This is a genomic window from Moorena sp. (assembly GCF_982860115.1).
In genome coordinates this window covers 1-21,152 of sequence record NZ_CEYLVT010000011.1, presented here as the reverse complement: position 1 = coordinate 21,152, position 21,152 = coordinate 1, and the positions used below count along the sequence as shown (strand labels likewise).

Genomic DNA, 21,152 nt, shown 5'->3' with positions numbered 1-21,152 from the left:
GGACAGCACTAAAAACGGGGTTGTGGAGGGAAGAACGTTGGATGAGCTGAGAACTGCGTTAGAGTTAGCAACCGTTGAAGAATTACAACAAGTGACAGACATTCTATTTTGTCGTAGGTTTAATCCCTTAGATTACCTTCAGGTCCCTGAGCCAATCGATATCCAAAGCCAAAACCATGAAGCTTGGTTGGATTCCCTAGAAGAGCGATTTCGCTTCTTGGCAGCAGATGGAGTAACAGTACTCAAGGGACGCACGAGTGAAGTAACCTACCGACAAGCCCTGATTCAAGTTTGTCGTTACCTGAAAATCCCTTACTCTCAACGTCTGACTACAACTGACTTAGAAGCAGAAATATTTCTTCACCTAATGGGGAAAACCTGGAAACGCTTACCAACCCAAGAGCAGCAATCCCTAACAGTACAGGTACAGAAATCCTTAGCTAAGTCAAAACTCCCTGAACCCTTGCCTGTTCAAATCCAGCACAATCCTATCGAGTTTTTACTCAAAGGAGGTAGCGCCCTAGCATTGACCTCGATTCTGAAGCCAATAATACTACAACAGGTGGCACGCCAGTTTGCCCTACATTTCGCTCGCTATCAGGTTGCTAAACAAGCCCTAGTGAAGGGAGGTTTGGCAGCAGCAGCTCAGTTTCAGAACTACTTTACACTACAAACAGCACGACAGGGAATGGCACTAAGTGCTGCTCGTTATGGAGTTACTAGGAGTGTTTTTGCCTGCCTAGGTCCGGTCATGTGGAGCTATTTCTTTGTTGACTTAGGCTGGAGAGCGATCGCAACCAACTACGGTCGGATTATTCCAACAATCTTAACCTTAGCACAAATTCGCCTGACTCGTGCTGAGTGCTGGGAACCAGTTTAGATTGATAGTAGTGGTTAGTGGTTAATTGGTTCTTGGGAAAGAATAGACATTCAGACAATCACCTACAAATAGCTTGGAACTGCGCTAAGCTGGGAACTCTTATCTTTCCCCTATTTCCAGCTTTAGGCGCAGTGGGGTTAGTTCTAGCTGTGGGAGATACTTGGCGGCAAAATTACGCCAGTATGATCTCAAAACCCCTAAACTGGGGCTTAGCTATTTTGAGTATCTGGTTGCTCATTACTACTAGTTTAGCCTATAACCCCACAGAAGCATTCCTAGGTTTAGGGAATTTTCTACCATTCTTAGCAGTTTTCGCTGCTTTCTCTAGCCTCATCCAAACCCCAGCACAGCTGAGGCAATTAGCCTGGATTCTAGTTATTCCTTCCCTAGCAGTAACCATCCTGGGTTTTGCTCAGATGCTTTTGGGTTGGACTAGCCCAAAACTATTATCACTAGTCTTTGGTTCAACCTTGGTAGCTAACGGTAATCCTCCAGGTCGGATGGATTCAGTGTTTTTGTATGCCAATATCCTAGCCGCTTATCTACAAATACCATTAATTTTAGGAATAGGGCTGTGGATTGAGAGGTTTCAAGGGAGGCGTTGGATCTCGCATCGATTTGATTATCCGCTGTTGTTCTTGAGTGTGGTGGTGATCGGTAATGCGATCGCATTAGTTTTGACCAACTCCCGCAATGCTTGGATAATCGCTGTTTTGGCTTGCCTTGCCTTTGCCCTTTACTTAGGTTGGTACTGGCTGGTGACAGCAGTTACTGCTGCTGTTGGTAGTATTCTGTGGGCATCATTTGGTCCAATGCTAGGGCGTCAATGGCTGCGTAGTATTGTCCCAGCATACTTTTGGATGCGATTGTCTGACCAGTTGTATCCCGACCGACCCATCGCTACCTTGAGGACAACCCAGTGGAAATTTACTTGGTCAATGATTCAGGAACGTCCCTGGTTTGGTTGGGGGTTACGCAATTTCACTCCTCTTTACCAGTCACAAATGGAAGTCTGGCTTGGTCATCCCCATAATCTACCTCTAATGTTGACTGCTGAAACTGGGATCCCAGGCACACTGATGTTGAGTGGATTAGTTTGCTGGATCATGGTTGAAGGTATCGAACTATTAAGGGTTTGGTCAACCGTTGCGACCACTACCACTAGACAAGATTGGCATCAAGACAACTTAATTCTGTTCAGTTATCTGGTGGCTTTTGGCAGCTGTACTCTATTCAATCTGCTGGATGTAACTCTGTTTGATTTTCGGGTTAATACCTTGGGGTGGCTGTTGTTGTCAGCAATTCGTGGTGTGGCATGTCACATTTAACCTAATTTAGCTACCCCGGCTATCATCCCGACACCATAATCTTTGATTTGGTGTCGGGATGATAGCCGGGACAGGGTTTATGTAAATTAACAGTTATCATTCACCTGGTTTGTGTTAAGATATTTTGATGGCACTAATCATGAACTACACTTATCGAATTTATCCAGATACAGCTCAAGAGGAATTAATGTTGAGTTGGCTAGAAACTTGCCGACGACTTTATAACCGTTGCCTGCGAGACTTAAAGGACTGGATGAATAGTCGGAAGTGTGCAGTTGATCGGTGCTCGCTTAATAGGGAATATATCATGTCGCCTGACATTCCATTCCCCGGATACAGGTCACAGAAGCGACAGTTAACGCAATGGAAAAAGACTGAATCTGACTTGAAAGAAGTTCACTCTCAAGTCACTCAAGATGTCATTAAGCGATTACATACTTCTTGGGAGTCGTTCAGACAAAGAGGAAAAGGTTTTCCACGATTTAAAAAGTACGGTCGCTATCAATCGTTTTTGTTTCCTCAGTTTGCGACTAATCCAATTAAGGGGGATCAAATCAAACTACCCAAGATTGGGCTTGTAGATCTGAGATTACATCGAGAAATCCCTGAAGGATTTCAAATCAAGACTGTACGAGTTGTATCAAGATGTCGAGGAACAAAATGGTTTGTTGTTATCACCATTCAAGCTGATGTTTGTGTTCCGGAAAACCAGGCTTTTGGACGAGCAATCGGAGTAGATGTCGGGTTGATTGATTTCCTAGCTACATCAGATAATTTAACGATTCCTAGACCGAGGTTTTTCATAGACCTACAACGCGAGCTGAAATTGCTGCAACGTAGAGCATCTCGAAAAAAGAAACGGTCTAAGAATTACGAAAAAGCACAAATCAAGGTAGCACGGTTACATCACCAAATTGGTAATACCCGTAAAGATTTTCACCTTAAAGTTGCACATCAACTCTGTGACCAGGCTGATTCAATTTTTGTAGAAGACATTGATTACAGAGTAATGGCAAAGGGCTTTCTGGGTAAGCATTCTCTTGATGCTGGCTTTGGTCAGTTCAGAGAATTATTGAAATGGGTATGTTGGAAACGAGGAAAGTTTTTCGCAGAAGTTGACCATAAAGGGACATCAAAGCAATGTCCTGAATGTGGAACCGAGTGGGATAATAACCTCTCAATCCGTTGGCATACCTGTGATGAATGCGGGTATTCCAACCATAGAGATGTCGCTTCAGCCGAAGTAATGCGTAATCGTGGAATCAATAAGTACCCAAGGACAATTGGGGAAAGGAAACTGTCTGCTGATAAGTCCGTGTCTGCCGAGGCTTCCTCGGCAGTTCATACCGGACGTAGCGTACTGTCGGGGGTTTTGTACCTAGATAAGTGCTACGCAGAAACTCTTAATCGTGAGGTTAAGAAGCCCGCGCCGTAATCAAAGATTGGGCGTCGGGAGTATGTCACTTCTTGATATTGCAATTAGCTAAACCTTAGTTAAAAAGGAATGGTTTAACCACGGGTCAGGATAACCGTTCCCATGCTCACTATAATAGGTGAAGTTAAGCTTAGTTTACCGGAATTGTTAGGTTTTGTGCCAAGATTAAAGGATCAGGCTCCTTCCAAATGTCACAATAATCGAAAGCGTTGTCTAACCAGTTAGGATAAAACTGAAGTGGCACAAGATCGGGTCAGACAAAACATTAGGAATCGCGAAAGCCCAAACTCTACGAGTTATTACGAAATACTGGGATTGCACCCTAGTGCATCACCCATAGCTATCCGACGTGCCTATCGGCAACTCAGTAAGTGCTATCATCCTGATACAACCGACTTACCCACTGAAACTGCCACGATTAAATTCCAAAAGCTGAACCAAGCCTATGCTATCCTGAGTAATCCAGAGCGACGAGCAATCTATGACCAAAAAATTGGTTATTCCCGCCTCAATGTGATTCAGCCACCCCCTAGTTTAAACAATCCGGTTAATCAAAAGCCACCAAGCTCCTCGTCCTCAGCTTATCTTGATCCCACTGACCGCCCCCTTTCAGCTGGGGAGATCTTTGTCCTATTCATTTTAGGACTAACCTTTTTAGGCTGCTTACTACTAGCCATAGCTATTGGATTAACCCAAGGTGAAGCTGCTCTGCTAATTTCTAAACCCAGTGGTCATGATTTGCTTACTTTACCCGAGATTAATTCTATTCAACAGGCAAAACCTGAGAATTTGGATAGTCAAATACCGGTTAATAACCAATCAGCCCAAAATACCCAGATAACCCATTCCTCAGAATAACTGATCAAGAATAACTTATAATATTAAGTCTGGATAATCCCTTATAATAGGGTTTATCCCATAAATGTTAATTGTCTTAAATGTTAATTGAAAATTGTCACGTGACCATTGACAATTTTCAATTTCATCAAAGAATTGGGTCTGAAACCCCGTCCTTATAGGACGGCTTTGTGTTAGATTTCTAGAAGACGCAATGACCTGAAAAGGTAAGGTGAAACTCCTAGCAGTGGGACGCCTTGGTTAAATGGTAGTTACTCGAAATGGGGACTCGGTCAATGACTCCAATTCCAGCCCAATGCCACGCAAAAGGCGCGACGATTACGCGAATTTAATTCTTCAAACGGAAAGCGCGCCTGAGTCTTTTTGGTGAGCGTTTCAAATTACTTCACAAAAGTAGACTCAATGACATTTTTGTCGGAGAGGGTAGAGGCAATTGGCACCGCCAAGTGGACTATCAACCCCATGTTGGTAGTTGTTACGAGCAATGCCCCAAAAGGGTACCTCCTCTAAAGAATCCTCGCGCGTTCACGCCGAGGAGTGTCAAACTGATGTACCACCAATAATTATAAATAGTTAACCGGACACGATATGACACTTCCGCCAGGTGATACCCCCTTGTATAACCACCCTCTACCTGAAATAGAAAGTTGGCTGAAAATACTAGGATGTGAACAAGACAGTAATGATCTACATTGCTGGCGTGTTGATCGACCTACCTGGAAAGCAGAACTTTGCCTTGAGGTAGAGGAGTTAATCGTGCGCTACCTCAAGTCTGGGGAAGATGGACAAGATATTCAACGATCTTTCAAGTATTCCCTCAGCCGCAAAGATATAGAAGATGCAGTTTTCTGTGGTCCTTAGTGGGTGAAGGGTCTGCGGTCGTTGAAAGTTATAAGGTTGTCCCTTGTAGCGTGGCCTTTTGGCCAAGGTTAAAAGGTTGAAAGTTATAAGGTTGTTCCCTACGCGAACAACTAAAAAACCTACCCTACACCGAACGCCAAAAGCGAACAACTAAAAAACCTTTAACCATTCTTAGACTTTGCCAAACCGACGTTCACGCTGCTGATAAGTAGACAAAGCACGGTGAAACTCTCCACGGTCAAAATCTGGCCATAGGGTATCTGTGATGTAAAGTTCCCCATAAGCCATTTGCCAAAGTAGGAAATTGCTCAAGCGCATTTCCCCACTAGTGCGAATTAGCAAGTCTGGGTCACAGACATTGGCAGTATAGAGATGGCGTGAAAATAGGGCTTCGTCAATGTCATCTGGTTGGATGTGACCAAGCTGGACCTGAGTAGCAATGGCTCTACAGGCTTGTATAATTTCCTGGCGTGCTCCGTAGTTAGTAGCCACAGTAAACTGAATGCCAGTATTATTGAGAGTTTCATTCATAGAATGCTCAATTTGTGCTTGCAAGGATGGGGGTAAGGCCGTCAAATTTCCCACAAACTGAATCCGAACATTCTCCTCCATCATTTCTTGAAGTTCTTTAGCCAAAACTCGCTCGAACAAGGTCATCAGAAACTCGACCTCTTCTAAGGGACGTCCCCAGTTTTCTGTAGAAAATGCATAGGCGGTAAGGGCTTTGATTCCCCAATCATCACAACAACGCAATAGTTTTTTGAGAGCGTCCACCCCTTGCCGATGTCCTATAACCCGAGGTAGTCCCCGGCGTTTTGCCCAGCGACCATTACCATCCATAATCACTGCCACATGTCTAGGCAAACGGTCTGGTGAAAGGTCGCTTGGTAATTTGTTTAGGATAGTTTGCATAGCAGTTATTTTTTCTCTTGAGACGTTGATGATGGAAGACGGAGGAAACGTGAAACTAGCACCCGTCCCTGGGACTTGAATTGGCGACCTAGGTTGCGTAGACCTGGAGCAACTACCTCACGATCCACGACTGGAGAAAATCGTTCCTCTAGCAATTGTTTGAGTTTCGTGCTAGTTAGAGGTCGGTACAATCCTCCTTTTTCCGCCAAAGAAATTGAACCCGTCTCTTCAGATACAACAATACAAAGGCAATTTTCGACACGTTCTGTAATTCCCATCGCAGCCCGATGGCGGGTACCCAGCTTCCGAGAGGCTGTACGCTCAGAAAGAGGCAAAATCACCCCCGCAGCCACAACCCGAGAGCCACGAATTAATACAGCTCCATCGTGTAACAACGTAGTTGTTTGGAAAATGGTTTGCAGTAGTTCTTTAGAAATTTCAGCATTTAGCTGAACACCCGGTACAGAAACATCCCGCTCATCAATTGGACCATTGGTTTCTAAAGTTATCAAAGCGCCAACTCGATTTTGAGACAACTCTTTGACCGCGTCTACGATTTCATTGATTACACTGTCAGGCTTAGGAGTGGGACGTCGTTGTCCTTGAAACAACTGCACAATCTCTCCTCGACCTAACTGTTCAAGAAATCGACGAAACTCTGACTGGAAGATGACAGCCATTGCCACAGCTGAGCCAACCACCAACTTTTCTAGCACAAAACTCAATAGCGTCAACCCTAACCTATTACTTACTGCTGCGGCTAACATCAGGACAATTAGCCCTCGAACCATCCATAAGGTGCGTCGCTCCCCAATGATGAGGAGCACAAGATAAGTAAGGGCTAGAACCAACCCAACATCGATGCTGTGAAGCAACAATGACTGAGCCCAGCTATGGTCAGTACCAGAACCCGACAACGGAGGCATTGAACGTTCAGGAAAGAATTAAGGATGGAGATGGAGTCGAACTGGCTTGATTTTAGCGTCAGCCAAGTGATTAGTTATTAAAAAGTTAATGGTTAATGGTTAATGGTTAATTATTGGCGGTTAGCCAAAAGTCAACCATCAACAACCAATAGCTTTTAGCTTTTAGCTTTTAGCTTTTAGCTTTTAGCTAATTTATGCTCTGGGTGAGTCGTTCTGGGATTCGATCTAGGCGAATTAAATCTTGGTAAGTTTCCCGCTGCACAATCACCTGGGCTTCTCCGTCCTTGACTAAAACTGCTGCTGGTCTGGGTAACCGATTGTAATTAGATGCCATGCTGTAATTGTAGGCACCAGTAGCCATTACCACTAAAATATCTCCTGGTTGAGTTTGAGGTAAGGTGGCATCTTTAATCAGAATGTCCCCTGATTCACAATGTTTACCCGCAATTGTGATTTTTTCGGTTAGGGGATCTGACATCCGGTTGGCAACCACAGAGCGATAAACGGATTGGTAGGTAATCGGACGCGGGTTATCTGACATACCCCCATCAACTGTCAAGTAAGTCCGGATTTCGGGGATGACTTTAGAACTGCCCAGAGTGTAGGCGGTTACACAGGCTGGACCAACAATGGAACGTCCGGGTTCCGATAGCAGTTTCGGTAGGACGAGTTGCCGAGAGGTGCAAGCAGCAACAACAGATTCACAGATTCCCTTGACCCAATCATCAATCGTAGGAGGGTCATCGGATTCTAGATAACAAATCCCTAAGCCTCCTCCTACATTGATCTGTTCTACTCGCAAATCGTAGTCAGCCGCTTTAACAATACACTCCACTAGCACTTTCGCCAGATCTTGATGGGGTTGCCTCTCAAAAATCTGAGAGCCAATGTGGGCGTGTAAACCAACAAAGTTGAGGGTTGGCTGTTGGCTGATAAAGGTAAAAACTTCATCCCAGGTATCGGGATCAAAGCCAAACTTACTGTCTAGGTGACCCGTGCGAATGTAATCGTGGGTGTGACACTCGATCCCTGGGGTCAAGCGAATCATGATCCGGATATTCTCTTGTGGTAAGGAAGCCAGGGCTTTTAATTCGAGCCAGTTATCCACTACGATGGTGCAGCCACTCTCGGTCGCTAGTTCCAGTTCACTAGTAGATTTATTATTGCCATGGAAATAGAGTTTGTCAGCACTAACACCAGCTTGTAGAGCAGTGTAGAGCTCACCACCAGAAACCACATCGATTCCGAGGCTTTCAGAGTTTGCGATCGCACAAATTGCTAAACAATTCCAGGCTTTAGAAGCGTAGAGGACCAGGGATTCTCCGGGGTAGTAGTTAGCAAAGGCTTCCCGATACTGATGACAAGCAGTTCTAAAGGTTACTTCGTCCACAATGTAAAGGGGGGAGCCAAATTGCTCGACTAGAGTCGTCACATCGCAACCACCAATTTCCAAGCAGTCACGGCTGTTAACTTTGGCGGTTAGAGGTAGCAGTCTCTGATTCGGTGAGGGGTTTGACCCACCATTATTTGGCTCTGGAGTGATAGATGAATCGAGATACTGAAGCCCTGAATTCTTAACCTGAGTGGGTTGAGTCGATAGCATTATGTAATTATTTTCCTGATTTTGCTTTAGAGTTGGAACTTGCGTCTCGTTAATCAGTGTACAATTGAAGGCTGTGACTGTCTTAAAACTTAAACCCCTCAAAGCAGAGCACCTAAGTGCCGCAGTGGCACTAGATCAGCTGTGTTTTGGTGGACTTTGGACTCGGTCGGGTTACGAGCGAGAGTTGGATAGCCCCAACAGTCAGTTGTTGGTTTTGGAAGCTCCTCCAAAAGGGGGCAAAAAAGAAACTTTGCTTGAAGGCACAGGTGTTCCCATCACCTCATTACCCAATTGCCTGGTAGGCTTAGGTTGTTTTTGGTCAATTTTGGAGGAAGCCCATATTATCATTCTGGCAGTGCATCCTGATTATCAACGTCAAGGTTTGGGTCAATTACTGCTTTATTCCTTGCTACAGGATGCTAAACAGCGTAATTTAGAGTGGGCAACCTTAGAGGTGAAACCATCTAATCAAGCAGCACTGGCTCTTTACCAAAAGTTCGGCTTCACTGAAGCTGGACGACGAAAAAACTATTACAAAGACACTGGGGAGGATGCTCTGATTTTATGGCGAGGGGGTCTGAAAACCTCTGAATTTGAGAAAACAATGGCCGATTGTTACGAGGAAATTAAACAGCGCTTGGCCGCTAAAGACCTGGAAATTGGTTAATGGCTAATAACTAGAAATGGCATCGGAAGTAAGTAAATAACTGTTTCAATTGCTGCGAGTTGTGTCAAAATCAACGGTGGGCTGATTTACCTGTGCTAGAATCAGCTTACACGGGCATGCAACAGGTGATGGGAATACGCCATGTTTGAACGCTTTACAGAAAAAGCCATTAAGGTGATCATGCTGGCTCAGGAAGAAGCACGTCGCCTAGGTCATAATTTCGTAGGCACAGAGCAAATCCTCCTGGGTTTGATTGGAGAAGGAACTGGCGTAGCTGCCAAGGTCCTCAAATCTATGGGCGTAAATCTCAAAGACGCTCGGATTGAAGTCGAGAAAATTATTGGCAGGGGTTCCGGCTTCGTTGCTGTCGAAATCCCCTTTACCCCCAGAGCAAAGCGGGTTCTGGAGCTATCCCTAGAAGAAGCTCGCCAGCTAGGCCATAACTACATTGGTACAGAACATCTGCTACTGGGGCTAATACGGGAGGGAGAAGGCGTAGCGGCTAGGGTTTTGGAAAACCTAGGAGTAGACCTGTCTAAAGTCAGAACCCAAGTTATCCGAATGTTGGGTGAAACGGCGGAAGTCACAGCAGGAGCATCTCAAGGTCGTACAAAAACTCCTACTCTCGATGAGTTTGGCTCAAACCTAACCCAAATGGCTAGTGAAGGCAAGCTAGATCCAGTAGTAGGACGGGAAAAGGAAATAGAACGGGTAATCCAGATATTGGGACGCCGTACCAAGAATAACCCAGTATTGATCGGAGAACCAGGGGTAGGGAAAACTGCGATCGCAGAAGGCTTAGCGCAACGAATCGCTAACAATGATGTTCCAGACATTTTGGAAGAAAAGCGAGTCGTTACCCTCGATATTGGCTTACTGGTCGCTGGAACCAAATACCGGGGTGAGTTTGAAGAACGCCTGAAAAAAATTATGGATGAAATTCGTCAGGCATCTAACGTAATCCTGGTGATTGACGAGGTTCATACCCTGATTGGTGCAGGTGCAGCTGAAGGCGCAATTGATGCGGCAAATATCCTCAAACCAGCCTTAGCAAGGGGAGAATTGCAGTGCATTGGAGCGACAACTTTGGATGAGTACCGCAAACACATTGAGCGGGATGCAGCCCTAGAACGTCGTTTCCAACCAGTAATGGTCGGTGAACCATCAGTAGAAGAAACTATTGAAATTCTATACGGCTTGCGGGAGCGCTACGAGCAACACCACAAATTGAAAATTTCCGATGAGGCTCTCGAAGCAGCAGCAAACCTCTCAGACCGTTATATTTCCGACCGTTACCTGCCAGATAAGGCCATTGACCTGATCGATGAAGCAGGAAGCCGAGTGCGTTTGATTAACTCCCAGTTGCCCCCAGCAGCAAAAGAGCTAGATAAAGAACTGCGTCAGGTCCTAAAAGAAAAAGATGATGCGGTACGCTCCCAGGACTTTGATCGAGCTGGGGAACTACGCGATCGCGAAATGGAAATAAAGGCGGAAATTCGCTCAATTGCCCAAAGCAAGAAGAACGAATCTCGGGGTACTGATGAAAGCCCAGTTGTAGATGAAGAGGACATTGCTCACATTGTTGCCTCTTGGACTGGTGTGCCGGTACAAAAACTGACTGAATCAGAGTCAGAGAAACTACTGCACATGGAAGATACCCTGCATCAGCGCCTGATTGGTCAGGAAGATGCGGTTAAAGCCGTTTCCCGAGCAATTCGTCGAGCCAGGGTAGGCTTAAAGAATCCCAACCGTCCTATTGCCAGTTTTGTCTTCTCTGGACCTACAGGGGTCGGTAAAACAGAATTAGCTAAGTCTTTGGCAGCTTACTTCTTCGGGTCTGAAGAAGCCATGGTGCGCCTAGATATGTCCGAATACATGGAGCGCCATACCGTTAGTAAGTTGGTAGGTTCGCCTCCTGGATATGTGGGCTACAACGAAGGTGGTCAACTAACTGAGGCAGTGCGTCGTCGTCCTTACACAGTAGTGCTGTTCGATGAAATTGAAAAGGCACACCCAGATGTGTTCAATATGCTGCTGCAAATCCTAGAGGATGGCAGGTTGACTGACTCCAAGGGTCGGACGGTAGACTTTAAGAACACCCTGCTGATCATGACCTCGAATATCGGTTCCAAGGTTATTGAAAAGGGTGGCGGACAACTGGGCTTCGAGTTCAGCGATAATCAAGCGGAATCCCAATATAATCGAATTCGGAATCTAGTGAACGAAGAACTTAAACAGTACTTCCGCCCAGAGTTCCTGAATCGTTTAGATGAGATTATCGTCTTCCGTCAGTTGACCAAAGAAGAAGTCAAGGACATTGCCAAGATTCTGTTAAAAGAAGTGTTTGGTCGTCTGTACGAACAAGGCATTACTCTAGAAGTCAGCGAGAAATTCAAAGACCGTTTGATCGAAGAGGGTTACAACCCCAGCTACGGTGCCAGACCATTACGCCGAGCCATCATGCGGTTGTTGGAGGATGTGCTGGCAGAAGAAATTCTCTCCAGTCGCATTAAGGAAGGAGATATTGCCTATGTTGATGTCAATGAAGAGGGTAAGGTACAAGTCAGTCGTAAGGAAAACCGAGAGCTTTTGCCTCAAGGAGTTGAGTAAGTAATTTTAGGGTAAAGCCCCTAATTATCCTGTGCTAACTCCCCTTAATCCCCCCTTACTAAGAGGGGGGAAATTTTTGGCATTGTTTATGACAAATTACCAGAATACGTACGGAAGAAGCTAAAAAAGTGCTACCAGTATTAAAAATGGCACTATAAGAATTTATAGGATAATGGAAGACTTTTTTAAAAATGTATCTCGTTACCCACGCTACCTAATCAGTATTACTCTAGGAATATTCTATTCCGTGTTTTTGCTGGTAAAACCACTACTGAACCGCCCCCTAACTGCGATCGCATTAATTGGCATAGCCGTGGGAGTTTGTCTATTCTTGGTTTTCACCCTACGTGGGATGCTCGGCTTCACTCCGGTTTAGACTAGGTTTAGACTAGGTTTAGACTAGGTGCGCGCAGCTTTCGATGATGCCCATACTTTAACAAAGGGAACGTCATGACTACAAATCGCCGTGTTTTTCGGGTTTCCTCCCTAATTCAGCAGGAGGTTAGTCAAATGTTGCTTAACGATATCAAAGATGACCGGGTCGGTAGTGGGATGGTTAGCATTACCAACGTTGATGTCTCTGGCGACTTGCAGCACGCTAAGATCTATGTCAGCATCTATGGCACTGATGAGGCAAGATCTAAAACAATGGCTGGATTAAAATCAGCTACAGGTTATGTCCGCCGAGAACTAGGTCGGCGGATTCGCCTGCGCCGCACACCAGAGGTGATGTTTATTGAAGACCGTGGTCTCGAAGGAGGCGATCAGATGCTGAACTTACTGAATCAGCTTTCTCAAGAACGCCAGAGCAAGCAACTCGAAGACGATATTTCTGGAGCACAAGCTTGAATTCTCTCCCAAAGTCACTACCTGATCTAAATAACCTTTCCCTAGCAGAACAGGTGGCGCAAATGGTAGTGGTTCGAGCATCCGGCTACCTATTTGATCACCAAATTCAGTATCCGATTTGGGAACCCCCAGCCGAACAATTGCAGCGTTGGTTGCAAGAGTTAGGTATTGGGGGTGTTATTTTACTAGGCGGGAGTGCTGTGGAACTTGCCCTCAGGTCGAAACAACTCCAAGAGTGGGCAAAAATTCCCTTACTGATCGCTGCTGATATTGAAGAAGGTGTGGGTCAAAGGTTTGCCGGTGCCACCTGGTTTCCCCCACCGATGGCACTGGGAGCCATTGCCCAAAACGATCCTGAGCCAGCTTTGCAGTATGTCCGTACCATGGGAGAAATCACGGCTACTGAAGCGTTGGCAATTGGGATTAACTGGATCCTGGCACCAGTTGTTGATGTCAACAACAATTCCCAAAATCCTGTTATCAATGTCCGGTCCTTTGGTGATAACCCTCAAATCGTTAGCCAATTGGCTTCTGCCTTTATCCAAGGAACCCGACCCTATCCAGTCTTAACCACTGCCAAGCATTTTCCCGGTCATGGCGATACCGCGACAGATTCCCATCTGGATTTACCAGTCTTGCCCCACTCACCACCCCGACTAGCTACGGTTGAATTGCCTCCCTTTACCAATGCGATCGCTGCTGGGGTAGATGCCATCATGACCGCTCACCTCCTAATTACAGCTTGGGATGACCAACACCCCGCCACCCTGTCTGAGCGAATTTTGACTCAACTGTTGCGCACAGACTTGGGATTTGAAGGACTGATTGTGACCGATGCTCTAGTGATGGGGGCAATTGCTAATCGCTATGGTGCCGATGAAGCCACAGTCATGGCTGTAGAAGCCGGTGCTGATATTCTCTTGATGCCCGTTAATCCCGAGACAGCAATTGAGGCAGTCTGTCAAGCAGTCGAACAAGGACGGATCTCACGGGAGCGGATTCAGGCATCAGTAGAGCGCATCAGTCGTGCAAAACGTAAAGTGGGCTATCACTGTCAAAGAGAGGGTTTAGACGAACACTCCGCTGCACAACAAATACCATCTCTACAAAACCCACCCTCACAACCTGTCCTGGAGTCCAGCTTAGACGATGATCCAGCTCAACAACCGATAACATTTCAACCCAACCCCAATTGGCTCTCGCAACTATCTCAACCAACTACCCTAACGACTGTAGTCGATATTCTCCAAGCTTCCCAGATAACTAGAGGTTTTCTAGCTTTATCATCAATACCCAGCAGCAGTAATCAACCGTTACGTAATCTAATTTTGGTCGATGATCTCTTAGGTTGTGACTTTTTGGGGCAGCACACACCAGCAGTCGCTTTACCAAGAAGGCTGGGTTACAAACTCCAACTGGTTGATAGTCACACGACCCTACCTTCGGAAGTCGTCGATAATCCTGTTGGTGCTAAAACTACTCTGCTACAGCTATTTATCCGAGGTAACCCGTTTCGGGGTAGTGCTGGATTGACAGCAGTAGCTAGGGCATGGCTTAAGATGTTGTTGAAAACTGGGGATTTACAAGCTCTGGTGATTTACGGTAGTCCTTATGTGTTAGAGCAGTTCCTTCCAGAGTTGCCACCGGAAACACCATATGTATTCTCTTACGGGCAGATGCCAGCAGCTCAAGCGATCGCTCTTGAAGCATTGTTACCCGAAAGTTCAACCATAGATACTTTTGTGAGATTTATTTAAGTTTTATTGAGTTTTAAGATAATTTTTGCCAATTTGCCCCCCTACAGCTTGATCAGAGGACAAGATGGATATGAACTACTGCAAGACCTATAGTAAATATTTTTTTTAATAAAACCAATATATGGGTGGGTTACGGCGGACAGCTCTGTTAGAAGATAAGCTTTTCTGTTGGTGCGCGTTCACCCTTGTCGGGAAACCCGACCAAGGTCGCACTGCTAAACTACTCGCCCCCTATCCAACCCTACGCAAGGATTTAAGCTTTATTTAACAAACAGTCTCTAAAATATATCCCATATTCTGATTACCAAACCAATGTTATCTGATTGGGTTGATCATAAGGGTTTGGCAGCCAGGTGGTTGATATAGATATAGGGGGCTTGAGAGGAAGATAGCTGCTACAGCCAATGATCAATGTCTCAGTCATAACCCAGTAGGCATTTTAGCTTGCCATGGGTTAGACTTTGACAACTTGGCTAAGGTATTTGAAGATCCTTATCAACAAATCTTGGTCAATGGTAACTTCTTATACTGAAATAATTTTATTTCACAGTAAGTAAATTTCGATTAAGATAATCGTATCCCCGTTTTTTAGATCAAGCTGATAAGATATCCATGAGTGTTAACACAGTGCCATCTACCCCTTCTATCCGTTACTCAATCGATGTGATCCAAGACGAAGCACGTCGCTTGGTGGATAAAGGATTTGTCAGTCGTCAACAGCCCATTTACGTTCTTTGCCAATATATTCCAGCTCGAGAATGGCTGTGTGTGGAGTGTGAGCTAGAGCAGTGCGAATTCCTGCTAAGAGACCGCATTGCTGACCTGATCGGTTCTCAACAATGGGAAAATGACTAAGGTACCTCAGTCACACGGCATAGAAGCTGATCCTTAGACAAAAAAGTGCGATCAAGTCGGTAACCAGCAAAACCCTATCAATGCCACCGATAAAGGCTATAGTGACTTACCGGATTGGTTGGGTAACCGTCAGCGGTTGATTATATATCAGCAAACTTCAAGGAATGGTGTTGGGGAGTAACAAAGCTGCCATTTTTAATAAAAAGCCTTGAATTGATGGTATCTCAGCGCTGAGTGGGTAAATCCATTAGATGAAAACACAAATTTCAGAGATTGAGCAAAGTTTGTGTTTACCGTGGTTGATTTCTAGCCTATTAGTCTCCCACTTTAGTCTCCCACTCAGGCTGAGTTTTTTCAAGCTCCGCGTCAATCTAACTATTATTGTCTGATTTACGCAACTCCTCTAACTGATTGCGAAGATCAGCAAGTTGTGTTGTCAGTTCCTCAATATCATCCTGTGCATTGGACTCAACAGGATTGCTAGATGACGGTGCAGCAGGATCACTGGAGGTATCTGTTGTCGGTGGACCCACGGGATTACCTGGTTGATTCCACATCTGCTCAATAAAACGTCGGGCTTCAATTTCAGTAGTCTCTCCTTTTTCCGCCCACTCAGTCACCTGTTGATTTAAATCTGACTGAAGCTGAGCCAAACTTTCTTCACGCTTTTGAGGGTCTTGCAGGGTTTCAACGAAAGAGGCTGTTGCCCCCAAGGAGGCGCGAAACCCAGTTTGCAGTAATTCCAGGAGATTGTTGGAGTTCATTTATACTAACGATTTCCCATAAATTTTTTCTTAAGAACGTCCCACGGACGTGCAGTTTATCTGCTATGGAAGAGCCGAAACGCTTAACAAATTCTTCCCCATCTTAACCATCTCCCCCTGTTGCCTCTGACCCGCCTGTTGCCTCTGACCTTAGTTTCTTGAGAGACATTAGGCAGGATGTCATGTGACAACAGTAGCTGGAAATGACACCCAAGCCTTCAGCTTACTTGTTCCAAATACAGGTTAACATCTTCTACCACACGAGTTAGTTCAGCTTCCGTACTCAAGCGGATGCGATCATCTCTGAGGGTTATTAAGACCTTAGCAGCAAACGGAGAAGGATAGATATTGGGATTGCAGAAAATCTCAAGAAAGACATCCCCAGTAAATTGGTACTCCATCGGTTTTTGAGGCTTGGGTCTACCACCACTAGATACCTGAGCAGCAGCTTTGAGACTCTGCATCAGTTGGTAAAGTTCACCTTTTAATTTTTTGGCAGCATCGGCGGTGAATGGAAAAGACACCGAACCGTCATTAAGATTTAATTTAAGTGGTATAGCGGACATAAGGCAACTCTAAGATGTTATCGATTGTTTGTTAATCGTGGTTGATAAGTTAAGTCGGGAAAAATAAACGAAAAATTATACCCAGCCGATGCAGTTCACGTCAACGGTCAACGGTTAACTTCAAGGGGAAAAACATTAAGCCCTTATTATACTTTCCTATGGGGATTATACTTTCCTGTGGGGACTAACATCGGTCCCCAATGACTATTAATCAAAGCTGATAATCAAAGCTGAGGCTCTGCTTGGGACGTGGTAGCCAAGCTTTTCTCTTTGTCCCGCTTCCGCTTTTTGGCATACAGCTGAATTGAGGCAGCCATTACTATAATCATCGCAACAATTAACCAAGAGGTAATATCTGTAGGCAAACTGTTCTTAAACACTGCCAGTAAAACAATTACCATCAGCAAGACAGTAGGTGCCTCATTAAGAGCACGAAACTGCTGACCAGTCCAACTGCATTCATTGGCAGCCAGCCGTCGCATAATCCTACCGCAATAGAAATGATAGACCAGTAAAAGGGCGACAAAAGCCAGTTTGATATGTAACCAACCTTGCTTGAGCACTTCTGGTTCTGTTAGCAGTAAACCAATTGCCATCGCTACGGTTACCACCATACCTGGGGTAGTAATTATGTGGTAGAGACGTTTTTCCATAATCTCATACTGATTTTTGAGAATGGTTTGGGCAGGTTCCTGCTCCTGTGAAGCCTCTGCATGATAGACAAACAGACGCACCAGATAAAACAGACCGGCAAACCAAACCACTACACCTATGAAGTGAAACGCCTTGAACCAGAAATAAGCCATAGATTGTGTCCTCCATTATTACAACAGCTTCATGCAGCTCAGCAGTGTCTAGCCTGCTGACTTCAGCTATAGCGCGTGTCGCGTATCAGCTATCAGGTTCTTGAGGGAAGTCCCATGAATAATCATATACTCATGCTCCTCAGCCAAATGCCTAAGTTTTCCTTGCTTCAAAAGCTTAGTAGACCAGAGCTGATCGCTAAATGCTTACGATTATCTCATGTCTTATTAAACTCATACAAAAACCATACAGAGTCAAACAGGTAGATGAACCATAGCGTAAACCTGGGGTTGAGACAATGGACAAATAAAGACAAATAAAAGCGATGCACCAGGTGCGACCCATGGCGAATTTAATTACGGGTCAAGCGCACCTAAGCGGTCTTGGGGTAAACCCCCACTCGCGCTTTGCATCAAGACAGGCAAACGTTTTACTTAATCAATGTCAAGCGTATGATTAATGCCAGCAGCATGCGAGAAAAAAGAAGATCACCTCGCCAACAAACCTCTATTTCTTATCGATTGGCTGGTCTCTTCTCAGCTCGTCAGCCAGTCGTTAATATTAGTAGAGGAGGTTGCAGCATTTGCAGTGAAAAACCTATCCCAGTCGGTCAAGTTATAAAAATACAGTTTTTCTTGCCACAAAATCACACAGTTACTGCTACAGTTAAAGTCATGTGGTGCAAAGGATCTAAAGGAAATTCTCTAGGAAACTATAGAGCTGGTTTACAGTTTGTAACAGTCTCACCAGAAAATCTAGATTGTCTGTTGGGTCTGCCAGCAACACCTATTTCAACGCCTCAACTTCAGCTGAATAAGTTACTAAGGAATTATCCGGCTAATACTTCTTCTAACACCTGCTATACCTAATCCTCAGACTAAGTGCGCTTCCAGAAAAGATATTACCCTTTGAACAGATGACGGGTGATGGTGTTAATGATTAATAGGGTAAGCAGTTACTACTGATTAATTTTAAGTATTAATTTTAAGTAAACTTGGTATAAGTTGCAATCAAAGATAGTTCATATCTTTATGCAGTCGCTCATTGAAGTCCCCCCTATGAGCGACTGCATCGCTTTGTCAACTTGCTCATCAGCAGTGAACATCAAGGACATTCAACTAATATCTACAACTTAATCAGGCTCTTCCTCATAAGTGTATGCGTCCTGTTTAGTTAATTTGTGAACAAATATTTACTGGGCATTGCTTTCAGAGTGAACAATTTGTTGATAAAGTCAAATCTTTGCCCAGTAAGGCGATAAGAGATTTGGGGGGGTATTAAGCAGAGTATCTACAGAAGAGCTCTTAATCAGTGATATCCAATCAGTTAACTGTCATGGACTTTGTCAAGGTTCATGGCAGTTTTACTGTATTTTTAATTTCATTTTTAATGAGCAATTATAACATTTTTTGAATGCTCACATACCTCAAAAAAAAAGTATACATAAATATACAGAAAACATACTAAATCAAACCTGAACGCAAACCTAAACGTAAACCTATGGTCTAAAGAATAGATTTATACACAGCAGGATCGGTAATCTTACCATCTGCTATCATTTCAGAACTTCACCTAGTACAACTTGCTTAGGAGTTGTTACAGTGAATTAAACCCTTTGCTTAGCTGCATCTACCTTTATATAGATTTATGAGTACTGAACAATTAAATCAAGTTATAGAAGCAATAATTTCTGGCAAGTATTCCTGGGCTTGTGTATTGATATTACGGTTTTCTGGCTACAATCCTTTGCAATATATGCCCTATCGAACTTACAATCGGTTAATCAAACAAAACTATAACTTAGGCAATCGGAATAAAACCTCATCCTCTCAACCATCAAAAATACTCAACAGGTGTTAATCATTAAGACAAGCACAATAATAAATTACTCAAAAATCCTAGGCCTTAGGCTGTAGACTTTAGATATTAGGTATTAACTCAGGCATTAAGTACTAAAACCATTACTCATTAACCAAACACCTAAAACCAAACACCTAACCCCAAACACCTAACCCCTAACTCCTAACACCTATCTTTCAGGAGATTAATTTGACTAACACTCATCTACTCAAAGAGCGTAGGAAATTTCCACGTCATATAACCTTACTAAATTATCAGATAGAAGGACTGATTTCCGAACAAAATGATTTAGTAGTTAATCTGAGTCGAGGCGGTGGCAAAATTTACATTAACAAACCATTAAAAACTGGGGAACATAAAAAAATTAAGTTCTGCTTACCAGGAATAAGTTACACAGCTACTTCGATGGTTAAAATTGCCTGGCAAAGGGAAATTGCTTTAGATTCACCAGCTAAATATGAAGCAGGATTGACGTTTTTAGATATCTCACCAGTCAAGCTTAATACACTATTAGAACGGAAACAACTTATCTTCAGCAATCACTTTCAGTTCAAAGTGTTACTGAAAACGTTTGCTGCTGCTGCCTGTATAGTTTCTGCACTTGCTCAGTTAGCTAGTAGTCAAACCGTTGCACCAGGCACTATTCTCAGTATTTTGCTGGAGGGTCTTAATGATCGTATCTCTTGGGTAGCAAGTCAAAATCTCACTGATGAAGCTAGCTTGAGCTGGCAGCAATCTCCTAGGCAGCATCCGATTGGATTTCACTTTAATCAGTCTTTAGTGAGTGTTGATGATTTAGAGTCTGCTCCTGAGCCAATAACGATGGCTAGTTTGGTCTTATTAGGTGCTACATTTTTGATCCCATGTCGTGACCTAGACTAGAGTAGTAATACCAAGTTAGCTTAATTACCTATGGTGGCAGGATTAGATTAAGGGGTAAGGTTATGATTTTAAGCTTTCTGTTTTTTTTGCCTTGTTTTTAAAGTTTTTTTATGAAAAAACTATTTTTTTAAAAAAATGATAGTTTTATTTATGGCAGTTAATTTCGTTTATAACTATTATTTTTATTGATAAAATACCATTATTTAGCTACAATATAAATATGAGCACTTAGGTTAAATCCCCTGCCTTCAGGTAGGGGATTTCTTAATGGTATTAATTAGTAAATTTACAAAGTATAGCGGTTTGCGAGTTTTTAAGTACATATTTATGGGTTTTTAGGGAACAGGAACCCACCCCTAACCCCTCCCAGGAGGGGAAAAGCGGATCTGGGAATAGAGCAGTTGGCATCTAAACTAATTTATTTATTCTTGCCAATTAAGAAGTGGACTTTATCTTTTTTACCCCATTTTTATAATTAACTTATCTACAAATCCCTATAAATAAAAAATAATCAGTTAACTATTGACCCATACTTGAACATGAACACACCAGGTATAAATTTCAGGTTGAAGCTTATTTGCTTGTTCGCGTACCGTGGCCGTTCGCGTACCGTAGCCCAAAGGGCTAATCGCGCAGCGTGGCCTACGGCCTTAAGGCCAAGGTTAAGAAGATAACTTTTAACCTATAGCAAAGAAAGGGATAATTAGGACATAATAGAGGGTGTAGCAAGGAGGA

20 protein-coding genes are annotated in these 21,152 nt (G+C 44.0%); 14 read left to right on the top strand and 6 right to left on the bottom strand.

Annotated elements, in window-relative coordinates; genetic code table 11:
- The first annotated feature begins 37 nt into the window (after positions 1–37).
- The 5 genes from AC4II3_RS03520 (at position 38) to AC4II3_RS03500 (ending at position 5,362) form a co-directional block, all read left to right on the top strand.
- Entirely contained in the window at positions 38–880 is an 843-nt protein-coding gene (locus tag AC4II3_RS03520) for a YaaW family protein (RefSeq protein ID WP_488007276.1), read from the top strand.
- Positions 881–1,011: 131 nt separating this feature from the next.
- Positions 1,012–2,208, top strand: coding sequence for an O-antigen ligase family protein (locus AC4II3_RS03515; RefSeq protein WP_488007278.1), 1,197 nt, complete (start codon positions 1,012–1,014; stop codon positions 2,206–2,208).
- A gap of 139 nt (positions 2,209–2,347) precedes the next feature.
- Complete coding sequence (locus tag AC4II3_RS03510) at positions 2,348–3,643, top strand: RNA-guided endonuclease InsQ/TnpB family protein (RefSeq protein WP_488007280.1); 1,296 nt, start codon at positions 2,348–2,350, stop codon at positions 3,641–3,643.
- Between the two features lie 237 nt (positions 3,644–3,880).
- Positions 3,881–4,501, top strand: coding sequence for a J domain-containing protein (locus AC4II3_RS03505; RefSeq protein WP_488007282.1), 621 nt, complete (start codon positions 3,881–3,883; stop codon positions 4,499–4,501).
- A 588-nt stretch (positions 4,502–5,089) separates the two neighbouring features.
- Positions 5,090–5,362 carry a DUF3143 domain-containing protein gene (locus AC4II3_RS03500; protein ID WP_488007284.1) on the top strand — a complete coding sequence of 91 codons (273 nt, stop codon included), beginning with the start codon at positions 5,090–5,092 and terminating at the stop codon, positions 5,360–5,362.
- A gap of 171 nt (positions 5,363–5,533) precedes the next feature.
- Here the strand turns inward: AC4II3_RS03500 and uppS are convergent, their stop codons facing one another.
- From uppS to lysA, 3 genes are all read right to left on the bottom strand, one after another.
- On the bottom strand, positions 5,534–6,283 hold the full coding sequence (gene uppS, locus AC4II3_RS03495; protein ID WP_488007294.1) for an undecaprenyl pyrophosphate synthase: 750 nt from the start codon (positions 6,281–6,283) through the stop codon (positions 5,534–5,536).
- The gene (cdaA, locus tag AC4II3_RS03490; RefSeq protein WP_488007286.1) at positions 6,280–7,200 is read right to left on the bottom strand and encodes a diadenylate cyclase CdaA; all 921 of its coding nucleotides are present in this window, start codon (positions 7,198–7,200) and stop codon (positions 6,280–6,282) included. Before cdaA ends, uppS begins: the two co-directional genes overlap by 4 nt.
- Positions 7,201–7,387: 187 nt before the next feature.
- Positions 7,388–8,803 carry a diaminopimelate decarboxylase gene (lysA, locus tag AC4II3_RS03485; protein WP_488007288.1) on the bottom strand — a complete coding sequence of 472 codons (1,416 nt, stop codon included), beginning with the start codon at positions 8,801–8,803 and terminating at the stop codon, positions 7,388–7,390.
- Between the two features lie 73 nt (positions 8,804–8,876).
- Here lysA and rimI point away from each other — a divergent pair, with 73 nt between their 5' ends.
- The 6 genes from rimI (at position 8,877) to AC4II3_RS03455 (ending at position 15,541) form a co-directional block, all read left to right on the top strand.
- Positions 8,877–9,470 carry a ribosomal protein S18-alanine N-acetyltransferase gene (rimI, locus tag AC4II3_RS03480; protein ID WP_488007290.1) on the top strand — a complete coding sequence of 198 codons (594 nt, stop codon included), beginning with the start codon at positions 8,877–8,879 and terminating at the stop codon, positions 9,468–9,470.
- Between the two features lie 141 nt (positions 9,471–9,611).
- Complete coding sequence (locus tag AC4II3_RS03475) at positions 9,612–12,080, top strand: ATP-dependent Clp protease ATP-binding subunit (protein ID WP_070395450.1); 2,469 nt, start codon at positions 9,612–9,614, stop codon at positions 12,078–12,080.
- A 172-nt stretch (positions 12,081–12,252) separates the two neighbouring features.
- Complete coding sequence (locus AC4II3_RS03470; protein WP_488029190.1) at positions 12,253–12,456, top strand: DUF751 domain-containing protein; 204 nt, start codon at positions 12,253–12,255, stop codon at positions 12,454–12,456.
- A gap of 74 nt (positions 12,457–12,530) precedes the next feature.
- On the top strand, positions 12,531–12,929 hold the full coding sequence (gene rbfA, locus AC4II3_RS03465; RefSeq protein WP_008179934.1) for a 30S ribosome-binding factor RbfA: 399 nt from the start codon (positions 12,531–12,533) through the stop codon (positions 12,927–12,929).
- Complete coding sequence (locus AC4II3_RS03460; RefSeq protein WP_488016177.1) at positions 12,926–14,686, top strand: glycoside hydrolase family 3 N-terminal domain-containing protein; 1,761 nt, start codon at positions 12,926–12,928, stop codon at positions 14,684–14,686. Before rbfA ends, AC4II3_RS03460 begins: the two co-directional genes overlap by 4 nt.
- A 612-nt stretch (positions 14,687–15,298) precedes the next feature.
- A complete protein-coding gene (locus tag AC4II3_RS03455; RefSeq protein ID WP_070395448.1) occupies positions 15,299–15,541 on the top strand; it encodes a DUF4327 family protein in 243 nt (80 codons plus the stop codon).
- A 371-nt stretch (positions 15,542–15,912) separates the two neighbouring features.
- Here AC4II3_RS03455 and AC4II3_RS03450 read toward each other — a convergent pair whose 3' ends face one another.
- From AC4II3_RS03450 to hemJ, 3 genes are all read right to left on the bottom strand, one after another.
- The gene (locus tag AC4II3_RS03450; RefSeq protein ID WP_488016180.1) at positions 15,913–16,305 is read right to left on the bottom strand and encodes a hypothetical protein; all 393 of its coding nucleotides are present in this window, start codon (positions 16,303–16,305) and stop codon (positions 15,913–15,915) included.
- Between the two features lie 218 nt (positions 16,306–16,523).
- Positions 16,524–16,871 carry a hypothetical protein gene (locus tag AC4II3_RS03445; protein WP_488016182.1) on the bottom strand — a complete coding sequence of 116 codons (348 nt, stop codon included), beginning with the start codon at positions 16,869–16,871 and terminating at the stop codon, positions 16,524–16,526.
- Between the two features lie 224 nt (positions 16,872–17,095).
- Positions 17,096–17,677, bottom strand: a complete 582-nt coding sequence (hemJ, locus tag AC4II3_RS03440) for a protoporphyrinogen oxidase HemJ (RefSeq protein ID WP_488016184.1) — start codon at positions 17,675–17,677, stop codon at positions 17,096–17,098.
- 450 nt (positions 17,678–18,127) lie between these two features.
- Between hemJ and AC4II3_RS03435 the strand changes: the two genes are divergently transcribed.
- From AC4II3_RS03435 to AC4II3_RS03425, 3 genes are all read left to right on the top strand, one after another.
- Positions 18,128–18,544 (top strand): PilZ domain-containing protein, encoded by a 417-nt coding sequence (locus AC4II3_RS03435; RefSeq protein ID WP_488029191.1) that lies wholly within the window; start codon positions 18,128–18,130, stop codon positions 18,542–18,544.
- A 778-nt stretch (positions 18,545–19,322) separates the two neighbouring features.
- Complete coding sequence (locus AC4II3_RS03430; protein WP_070395443.1) at positions 19,323–19,535, top strand: HetP family heterocyst commitment protein; 213 nt, start codon at positions 19,323–19,325, stop codon at positions 19,533–19,535.
- A gap of 189 nt (positions 19,536–19,724) precedes the next feature.
- A complete protein-coding gene (locus tag AC4II3_RS03425; RefSeq protein ID WP_488017027.1) occupies positions 19,725–20,417 on the top strand; it encodes a PilZ domain-containing protein in 693 nt (230 codons plus the stop codon).
- Positions 20,418–21,152: the final 735 nt, after the last annotated feature.

What these genes read in the sequence shown, in the direction of transcription:
- AC4II3_RS03510 (WP_488007280.1), top strand. Translation starts at nt 2,348, where the DNA reads ATGAACTACACTTATCGAATTTATCCAGATACAGCTCAAGAGGAATTA.
- AC4II3_RS03500 (WP_488007284.1), top strand. Translation starts at nt 5,090, where the DNA reads ATGACACTTCCGCCAGGTGATACCCCCTTGTATAACCACCCTCTACCT.
- cdaA (WP_488007286.1), bottom strand. Translation starts at nt 7,200, where the DNA reads ATGCCTCCGTTGTCGGGTTCTGGTACTGACCATAGCTGGGCTCAGTCA.
- lysA (WP_488007288.1), bottom strand. Translation starts at nt 8,803, where the DNA reads ATGCTATCGACTCAACCCACTCAGGTTAAGAATTCAGGGCTTCAGTAT.
- AC4II3_RS03475 (WP_070395450.1), top strand. Translation starts at nt 9,612, where the DNA reads ATGTTTGAACGCTTTACAGAAAAAGCCATTAAGGTGATCATGCTGGCT.
- AC4II3_RS03470 (WP_488029190.1), top strand. Translation starts at nt 12,253, where the DNA reads ATGGAAGACTTTTTTAAAAATGTATCTCGTTACCCACGCTACCTAATC.
- rbfA (WP_008179934.1), top strand. Translation starts at nt 12,531, where the DNA reads ATGACTACAAATCGCCGTGTTTTTCGGGTTTCCTCCCTAATTCAGCAG.
- AC4II3_RS03455 (WP_070395448.1), top strand. Translation starts at nt 15,299, where the DNA reads ATGAGTGTTAACACAGTGCCATCTACCCCTTCTATCCGTTACTCAATC.
- AC4II3_RS03450 (WP_488016180.1), bottom strand. Translation starts at nt 16,305, where the DNA reads ATGAACTCCAACAATCTCCTGGAATTACTGCAAACTGGGTTTCGCGCC.
- AC4II3_RS03445 (WP_488016182.1), bottom strand. Translation starts at nt 16,871, where the DNA reads ATGTCCGCTATACCACTTAAATTAAATCTTAATGACGGTTCGGTGTCT.
- hemJ (WP_488016184.1), bottom strand. Translation starts at nt 17,677, where the DNA reads ATGGCTTATTTCTGGTTCAAGGCGTTTCACTTCATAGGTGTAGTGGTT.
- AC4II3_RS03435 (WP_488029191.1), top strand. Translation starts at nt 18,128, where the DNA reads ATGATTAATGCCAGCAGCATGCGAGAAAAAAGAAGATCACCTCGCCAA.
- AC4II3_RS03430 (WP_070395443.1), top strand. Translation starts at nt 19,323, where the DNA reads ATGAGTACTGAACAATTAAATCAAGTTATAGAAGCAATAATTTCTGGC.